This window comes from Micromonospora deserti (assembly GCF_003236335.1).
Classification (GTDB): domain Bacteria; phylum Actinomycetota; class Actinomycetes; order Mycobacteriales; family Micromonosporaceae; genus Micromonospora; species Micromonospora deserti.
In genome coordinates this window covers 1-8,305 of record NZ_POUB01000267.1, presented here as the reverse complement: position 1 = coordinate 8,305, position 8,305 = coordinate 1, and the positions used below count along the sequence as shown (strand labels likewise).

General features: G+C 74.0%; 8 protein-coding genes. 6 read left to right on the top strand and 2 right to left on the bottom strand.

Features of this window, described 5'->3' with window-relative positions:
- Positions 1 to 147: 147 nt before the first annotated feature.
- From C1I99_RS26285 to C1I99_RS26275, 3 genes are all read left to right on the top strand, one after another.
- On the top strand, positions 148 to 1,173 hold the full coding sequence (locus tag C1I99_RS26285; protein WP_111136872.1) for an aspartate-semialdehyde dehydrogenase: 1,026 nt from the start codon (positions 148 to 150) through the stop codon (positions 1,171 to 1,173).
- Between the two features lie 383 nt (positions 1,174 to 1,556).
- Positions 1,557 to 2,033, top strand: a complete 477-nt coding sequence (locus C1I99_RS26280) for a PPOX class F420-dependent oxidoreductase (RefSeq protein WP_111136871.1) — start codon at positions 1,557 to 1,559, stop codon at positions 2,031 to 2,033.
- A gap of 326 nt (positions 2,034 to 2,359) precedes the next feature.
- Complete coding sequence (locus C1I99_RS26275; protein WP_111136870.1) at positions 2,360 to 2,776, top strand: CBS domain-containing protein; 417 nt, start codon at positions 2,360 to 2,362, stop codon at positions 2,774 to 2,776.
- Positions 2,777 to 2,968: 192 nt separating this feature from the next.
- Here C1I99_RS26275 and C1I99_RS26270 read toward each other — a convergent pair whose 3' ends face one another.
- A complete protein-coding gene (locus tag C1I99_RS26270; RefSeq protein ID WP_111136869.1) occupies positions 2,969 to 4,075 on the bottom strand; it encodes a DNA glycosylase AlkZ-like family protein in 1,107 nt (368 codons plus the stop codon).
- A gap of 209 nt (positions 4,076 to 4,284) precedes the next feature.
- Between C1I99_RS26270 and C1I99_RS26265 the strand changes: the two genes are divergently transcribed.
- Entirely contained in the window at positions 4,285 to 4,656 is a 372-nt protein-coding gene (locus C1I99_RS26265) for an SCP2 sterol-binding domain-containing protein (RefSeq protein WP_111136868.1), read from the top strand.
- On the top strand, positions 4,656 to 6,707 hold the full coding sequence (locus C1I99_RS26260; RefSeq protein ID WP_111136867.1) for an amylo-alpha-1,6-glucosidase: 2,052 nt from the start codon (positions 4,656 to 4,658) through the stop codon (positions 6,705 to 6,707). The genes C1I99_RS26265 and C1I99_RS26260 overlap by 1 nt, the downstream gene beginning before the upstream one ends.
- Before the next feature lie 95 nt (positions 6,708 to 6,802).
- Here the strand turns inward: C1I99_RS26260 and C1I99_RS26255 are convergent, their stop codons facing one another.
- Positions 6,803 to 7,447 carry an alpha/beta hydrolase gene (locus C1I99_RS26255; RefSeq protein ID WP_111136866.1) on the bottom strand — a complete coding sequence of 215 codons (645 nt, stop codon included), beginning with the start codon at positions 7,445 to 7,447 and terminating at the stop codon, positions 6,803 to 6,805.
- Positions 7,448 to 7,583: 136 nt separating this feature from the next.
- Between C1I99_RS26255 and C1I99_RS26250 the strand changes: the two genes are divergently transcribed.
- Positions 7,584 to 8,305, top strand: a 722-nt coding sequence (locus tag C1I99_RS26250; protein WP_111136865.1) for a lysophospholipid acyltransferase family protein, incomplete at its 3' end; no start/stop codon positions are given.

The following is an 8,305-nucleotide window of genomic DNA, read 5'->3' as shown; positions in this document are numbered from 1 at the left end:
TCCGGGCCGGCGGGCGGACCGGCGGCGTCATTGCGGTCGCGCCGGCCGCCCAGGGCGGCCGGCGGCCTGCCGCGGCGGGTGTGACGCTGGCCCGGGCGGTGGGAAAGCGTTCCCGGTCGGGTCGCCGGGCTGGGTAGCCTCGCGGGCATGAGGATCGGCATTGTGGGGGCCACCGGCCAGGTCGGTGGCGTGATGCGGCAGGTGCTGGCGGAGCGGGAGTTCCCGGCGGAGCAGCTGCGGTTGTTCGCCTCGGCGCGGTCGGCCGGGCGCACCCTGCCCTGGCGGGACGGCGAGGTCAGCGTGGAGGACGCGACCACCGCCGACTACTCCGGGCTCGACATCGTGCTCTTCTCCGCCGGCAAGGGCACCGCGAAGGAGCTCGCGCCCCGGGTCGCCGCCGCCGGCGCGGTCGTGATCGACAACTCCTCGGCGTTCCGGATGGACCCCGAGGTGCCGCTGGTCGTCGCCGAGGTCAACCCGCACGCCGCCGCCGTACGCCCCAAGGGCATCATCGCCAACCCGAACTGCACCACCATGGCCGCGATGCCGGTGCTCCGCCCGCTGCACGCCGAGGCGGAACTGGTCGGCCTGGTCGTCTCGACGTACCAGGCGGTCTCCGGGGCCGGCCTGGCCGGCGTCGCCGAGCTGGACGAGCAGGTCCGCAAGGTGGCCGAGCACGCCACCGGGCTCACCTTCGACGGGTCGGCCGTGGAGTTCCCCGCGCCCCGCTCGTTCGCCCAGCCGGTCGCGTTCAACGTGCTCCCGCTGGCCGGCTCGATCGTCGACGACGGCTCCGCCGAGACCGACGAGGAGCAGAAGTTGCGCAACGAGAGCCGCAAGATCCTGGAGATCCCCGGCCTGAAGGTCTCCGGCACCTGCGTCCGGGTGCCCGTCTTCACCGGCCACTCGCTCCAGATCAACGCCCGCTTCGCCCGGCCGATCACCCCGCAGCGGGCCCGGGAACTGCTCGACGGCGCCCCCGGCGTGGCGCTCAGCGACGTGCCCACCCCGTTGCAGGCCGCCGGGCAGGATCCGACCTACGTCGGGCGGATCCGCGCCGACGAGACCGTCGAGCACGGCCTCGCCCTGTTCTGCTCCAACGACAACCTGCGCAAGGGGGCCGCGCTCAACGCGGTGCAGCTCGCCGAGCTGGTCGCCGCCGAGAGTCGCTGACCGCGAGCCCTGTCCGTCGCCGCCGCGAGTCGGTGGTCGTGAGCCTCGTGCGTGTCTGAGCGGACAGCCCCGCTGTCGCCGAGCTGACTGGGAGCCGGTCCGTCGCCGCCGGCTGGCCGCACCGGTGACGGGGGCATCGCCGCCAGGACGGCGACCGCGCGGGGACGGCGGTCGTGCCGCATGACCTGGTACAGCGGGCGGCCGATCTGCGCGACCAACTCGGCCGGCTTCGCCCGGATCCCGGACGCTGCCGGCGCTCACCGTCGCGGCGGTGGACGGTCCGGCGCTGGGCGGGAGTGTCGGGCCACCCTGGCCACCCTGGCCCGCCTGGCCCGCCTGGTCGCCCCGGCGACCAGGCGTTGGCGGTCCGGCGCCGTGCTTGGATGGAGTCCGGCCAGGACGACCGACGTGGAGGTGCCGTGCCCGAGGACCAGACCCAGCGCGCCCTGACCGAGCTGATCGCCGGTCGGCGGCTCGGCGTGCTCGCCACGATCAAGCGGGACGGGCGGCCACAACTGTCCAACGTGGTCTACGCCTTCGACCGGGAGCGAGGGCTGATCCGGGTCTCGGTGACCGACGACCGGGCCAAGACCGCCAACCTGCGCCGGGACCCGCGGGCCAGCTTCCACGTCAGCAGCGACGACGGCTGGGCGTACGCGGTGGCGGAGGCGCGGGCCGAGTTGACCCCGGTCGCCGCCGACCCGGGCGACGCCACGGTCGAGGAGTTGGCCGGCCTCTTCCGGTCGGTGCAGGGCGAGCACCCGGACTGGGCCGACTTCCGGCGGGCGATGGTCGCCGAGCGGCGGCTGGTGCTGCGCCTGCACGTGGACCGCGTCTATGGGGTTTCGCCCCGCGGCTGACCGCCCGCGCCGCTAGCGGCCCGACGCCCACTCATGACATGTGATGTCCACCGGGTCGGGGCGCGCCCTCCCGGCCCGGCCGAGCGTCAGCCGGTCACGGGGCCGCTGATCCCGGTGCCACGACGATGACGCCGACTCGCCGCCGAACTTCGCCGCGTACGGCGACGGTGTCGCGAAAGCTCCCGTTCGTGGTCGCTCATCCGGCCACGGGTGAACGAGACGGGCGACGAGGCGTATCCCCGATCGCCGGTCACCGCGCCACTCCGGCCGTTACCCCGCCCGCGGCGACGGGTAGACCGCGGTGCCGACACCGAGAGGGGAGCACCATGACAACGGTCGGAGAGTTCATGACGACCCGGTTGGTGACGATGGACGGCAACGACACACTGGTCGCGGCGGCACAGGAGATGCGCGACAGCGCCATCGGTGACGTGGTGGTGACCGACGGCGACGACGTGGTGGGCATCGTCACGGACCGGGACATCACGGTGCGGGGCGTGGCGGAGAACATGGACCCGGCCACCACCCGGCTCAACCAGGTCACCACGAAGGATGTGGTCACGGTGAGCCAGTACGACGACGCGGTGGCCGCGGCGGACCTGATGCGCACCTACGCCGTGCGGCGGTTGCCGGTCGTCGACGACGGGCGGCTGGTCGGCCTCGTCTCGATGGGCGACCTGGCGGTCGAGCGGGAACCCCAGTCGGTGCTCGCCGACATCAGCGCCGACGATCCGAACAACTGACCGTCCGCCGCGGCGCGCCGGCTCCGACCAGGCGGGGCCGGCGTCGCGGCTCGTCCGGCCCCGGCGCGCCGGCTCCGACCAGGCGCGGCGGCTCCACAGGCGGCATCCGGTCCCGGCATGTCCGACCGGGCGGGGGCGGCCGCGGCTCGCCCGGCCCGGCGCGGGTACCGCGGCCGGTCGGGGCGAGCCCGGTCAGGCCGGCTCGACGCGGAGGTGCACGTCGGTCGCCTGCCGGGCGGCGGCCACCACGGCCGCCTCGACGTCGAGATCCCGGCGGACCCGGGCCGGCAGCGCGCCGAACGGGGCGACGGTCAGTTCCAGAGCGCCCCGGCCGGCCTGCTTCGCCCGCCAGGTGCCGGCCACGTCCCCGTCCACCAGCAGCGCACCCGGGTTGCCGAGGATCCGCCAGAGCTGCGCCTGGCGGGCTTTCTCCGGCACCAGCACGGCCCGGTCCCGGGCCTGGAGGAACGGGTCGCCCGGTGGGAGCAGCCGAACCCCGGGCAGCGGCTCCGCTGTGCGCAGGGCGTCCAGGCGCTCCGGCGGCAACCAGGCTCGGCGGCCGTCAACCCGCACCTCGGCCAGCCCGTCTGGCCAGACCGGGCGCAGCGCGGTGGCGGTGGTGCCGAGGAAGCCGGCGACATCGGCCGGGGTGGCCGGCCCGAGCAGCCGCAGGTACGCCAGAACGACCGCCGTGGTGCCGTCGGCCCGGGCGGGTGGGCCCGGCCAGCCGGGCAGCGGCGCGAGCGCCGCCGACCGGCCGGCCACCTCCAGCCGGACGCCGCCGGCCAGGCCGGCCTGTTGGAAGAGCGACCCGGAGATGTGCCGGGCGTCGCACGCGCGGCAGTCGTAGGTCAGCTCGGGCGGCACCCGCTGGCTGACCGCCCGGCTCGCCGCCCCCTTCGCCATGGGCGCGGTGACCATCTCGGCGAACGCGGTCGCCGCGGCTGTGAACGCCGCCAGCCCCAATCCGGCCCCGGCGCGGATCTGACCGGCGATCCGGCGGGCGGCGTCGGCGTCGCTCAGCGGCCAGATCGCGGCGGCGAGCGCGGGCAGCTCCGCCCGACGGTGCAGGTGCGGCGCGCCGCGCAGGGACCAGACCAGCTCGACCCGGTCGTCGACCGGGGCGGTCACGCCGCGGGCGGCGAGCGCCAGCCGGGCCGAGCCGTAGGGGGTGTCCTGCACCCCCAGCTCCAGCACCGCGAGGTCGGCGGGCCGGCGACCCGGACGGTGCAGCTCCTGTGCGGTCGCCCGATAGGCGAGGACCCGCTCCCGGTCGACCTCCGCTCCGCCGCCCGCCATGCCGCCCCCGCTCGCCGTCCGGATTTCCGCAACCTACTGCTCCGGTACGACATCACGGCCGGTCGTTCACCCGATCCGGGCGAGATTGACCCGGGACCGGGTGGGCACCCCATCTCGGACGTCGAACGCCGGACGCCGGCGGGACGTACGCGAAACGTACGCCCGCCGGTCGGCGGGCGGGACCGACCGAACGGGGAGGAGAGGACCCGATGGTGGACGCGACCACGCGGTTCTTCGAGGACCTCGACCGGCGGGGGTACGAACCCCTGCTCGCGAAGTCCTCCGGAACCCTGCGCTTCGATCTGCACGAGGGGGCGCACACCACGCACTGGCTGCTGAGGATAGACCGGGGCCGGGTCAACGTGAGTCAGGAGGACCTCGAAGCGGACACCGTCGTCGGGGCCAGTCCGGCGCTCTTCGAGGACCTGACCACCGGGCGGGAGCACGGGATCGCAGCCCTGCTGCGCGGGGACATGACGGTGACGGGCGACCCCCGGTTGGTGGTGCAGCTGGAGCGGATCTTCCCGGGCCCGCCCGACGCCCGGGGGCCGCGCCGGCGCTTCAAGGGGGAGGTGCGCTGATGGCGCGGAGCAGCAACGTCCGGATCCTGGACGGAAACAACTTCGTGGTCTCCGAGGACACCGGGGACATCGAGGCGACGCCGAGCGAGCCGACGGGGCTCTTCTCCCTCGACACGCGGTTCCTGTCGACGTGGGTGCTGACGGTCAACGGCGAGCGGCTCAACGCGCTCTCCTACGACGACCTCCAGTACTACGAGGCGCGGTTCTTCCTGGTGCCGGGCATGGCGACGCACTACATCGACGCGAAGCTGTCGATCATCCGGGAGCGCACGGTGGGGGGGAGCTTCCGGGAGACGATCAGCATCCTCAACCACGACGAGAAGCCGGTCGACCTTGAGGTCCGGATGGAGGCGGGGTCGGACTTCGCCGACCTGTTCCAGGTCAAGGACGAGATCCTGAACAAGAAGGGCGAGATCTACAGCGAGGTCGAGTCCGATCGCCTGCGGCTGGGCTACCGCCGGGGCAACTTCAAGCGGGAGACGATCATCTCCTCGTCCGCCCCGGCCCGCTACGACGGCCAGGGTTTCGCGTACACCATCCACCTGGAACCGAACGAGCACTGGGACACGCAGGTCACCGTGCAGACCCTCGCCCTCGGGCCCGGCGGGCGGGACCTCCGGATGGGGCTGCGGGCGCACGGCACCGAGCGGCTCGCTCTGCAGCACGACCTTGAGGAATGGGTCCGCACCGCGCCCAAGGTGAACAGCGAGGGCGACCGGCTGGCCGCGACCTACCGGCGGAGCCTGATCGACCTGGCGGCGCTGCGCTTCTCCCCGCTCTCCCTGGGTGGGGCTGCGCTGCCGGCGGCCGGCCTGCCCTGGTTCATGACGATGTTCGGCCGGGACAGCATCCTCACCTGCCTGCAGACGCTGCCGTTCACGCCGGAGCTGTCGAAGACCACGCTGCGCATCCTGGCCGCCCTCCAGGGCACCCGGTTCGACGACTTCCGGGACGAGGACCCGGGCCGGATCCTGCACGAGATGCGCTACGGCGAGACCGCCGCCTTCGAGGAGCAGCCGCACTCGCCGTACTACGGGTCGGTGGACGCCACCCCGCTGTTCGTGGTGCTGCTCGACGAGTACGAGCGGTGGACCGGGGACGTGGCCCTGGTCAAGGAGCTGGAGCGGGAGTCGCGGGCCGCGCTGAAGTGGGCCGACGACTACGCCGACCTGGTCGGCAACGGCTACATCTGGTACGAGCGGCGCAACTCCGACACCGGCCTGGAGAACCAGTGCTGGAAGGACTCCTGGGACTCGATCTCCTACCGGGACGGCACGCTGCCGCCGTTCCCGCGGGCCACCTGCGAGGTGCAGGGGTACGCGTACGACGCGAAGATGCGGGCCGCGCGCCTGGCCCGGGAGTGCTGGGACGACCCGGAGTACGCCGACCAGTTGGAGCGGGAGGCGGCGGAGCTGAAGAAGCGGTTCAACCGGGACTGGTGGGTCGAGGACGGCGAGTACTACGCGCTGGCCCTGGACCCGGACGGCCGGCAGTGCGCCACGCTCAGCTCGAACATCGGCCACCTGCTCTGGAGCGGGATCGTCGACCACGAGCGGGCCGAGAAGATCGCCCACCACCTGGTCGGGCCCCGGCTCTTCTCCGGCTGGGGGGTCCGGACGCTGGCCGAGGGGGAGGTCCGCTACAACCCGATCGGCTACCACAACGGCACGATCTGGCCGTTCGAGAACTCGTTCATCGCCTGGGGGCTGCGCCGGTACGGCTTCGCCGACGAGGCGGCCACCATCGCCAGCGGCATCCTCGACGCCGCCACGTACTTCGACGGCCGGTTGCCGGAGGCGTTCGGCGGCTACCCGCGCGAGTTGACCAAGTTTCCGGTCGAGTACCCGACCGCGTGCAGCCCGCAGGCGTGGTCCACCGGCACCCCGCTGCTGTTGCTGCGCACCATGCTCGGCTTGGAGCCGCACGAGGGACACCTCGCGGTGGAGCCGCGGCTGCCGGTCGGGATGGGCCGCATCGAGGTGCTGGACATCCCCGGGCGGTGGGGGAAGGTGGACGCGTTTGCCCGCGGCCGGCTCGACCTGAACCACTGACCGACTGACCGGGCGGGCCGGCGGACGACCTCCGCCGGCCCGCCGGCCCTTGAGGCTGGGCCGGGTGCGGGATGAGCGGGTGGCGTCGGGGCTTCTCAGCGCGCCAGCACGGTGTCGAGGAAGGCGGCGGTCACCGCGGCGACATCCGGCCGGCGCAGGTCGAGGGCGTGGCCGCCGTGGGTCACCCAGGCATGCACCGGGTGGCCGGCGGTCAGCAGCGCCGTGGTCAACGCGACCGTCTGGCTCGCGGGGACGGCGGAGTCCGCGGTGCCGTGCACCAGCAGGACCGGAACCCTGTTACCGACGTGGGTGGTCACGATCGCGTCAACGGTGGCGGGGTCGCCGGCGGCGGGCGGATGGCCGAGCAACCCGGCCCACGGGTCGTCGCCGGCCCGCAGCCGCCGCCAGTCCGCCGCCAGCGGGTCGGTCGGCGGCCACCAGGCCAGCCCGGCGGTGACGTCGTCGGGCCGGTCCACGCCGCGCAGCGCCAGGTGCAGGGCGAGGGTGGCGCCAGCCGAGTCCCCACCGACCAGCAGGGGCAGCCCGCCGGCCGCCGCGCGGGCCCGCCGCGCCTCCTGGCGTACGTCGTCGAGCTGGGCCGGCCAGTGCGCCTGATGGGACAGCCGGTAGGTCGCCGGAAACACCCGGAGCCCGTGCTCGGCCAGCGCCGCGCCGTCCTCGGCCGACCGGGCCCGCCAGCCGCCGCCGTGGATCCAGAGCAACACCCCGCGTTCGGTCACCCCGCCATCCTGACCGGTCCGTGGTGCTGCGTCCGCCCGCTCTGCCGAGGGCAGAAGGCCGCCCGGCGGGCGGCAGCCGGCGAACACCAGCGCTCGCCCCTACGGTTCGGTAACCTACGCGGGCTAAAGTTGCCGGATGCCGGAACTCGTGTACCCGCCCGTGATCGCCGCCGCCAAGACGCTGTTCCGGGTCCTCGACCTGAAGATCACCGTCGAGGGCGCCCACCACGTCCCGCGTACCGGCGGGGCGGTGCTGGCCAGCAACCACGTCAGCTACCTGGACTTCATCTTCTGCGGCCTGGGCGCGCTCGAGTCCCGGCGGCTGGTGCGGTTCATGGCCAAGCAGTCGGTCTTCACGCACAAGCTCTCCGGCCCGCTGATGCGGGGCATGCGGCACATCCCGGTGGACCGCCGCGCCGGTGCCGGGTCGTTCGCCTCCGCGATGACCGCGCTGCGCCGCGGCGAGGTGGTCGGCGTCTTCCCGGAGGCGACGATCAGCCGGTCGTTCACCGTGAAGGAGCTCAAGAGCGGCGCCACCCGGATGGCCCGCGAGGCGGCCGTGCCGGTGCTGCCGGTGGCGCTCTGGGGTACCCAGCGGCTCTGGACCAAGGGCCGCCCGCGCACGCTGACCCGCCGGCACACCCCGATCACCATCCTGGTGGGTGAACCGATGGACCCGGCCGCCTACCCGGACGCGAACGCGATGACCGCCGACCTGAAGAGCCGGCTGAGCGCGCTGGTCGACCGGGCACAGCGGGAGTATCCGGAGCAGCCGGCCGGTCCCGACGACCGTTGGTGGCTGCCGGCGCACCTCGGCGGCACCGCCCCCACCCCGGCGGAGGCCGCCACCCGCGACGA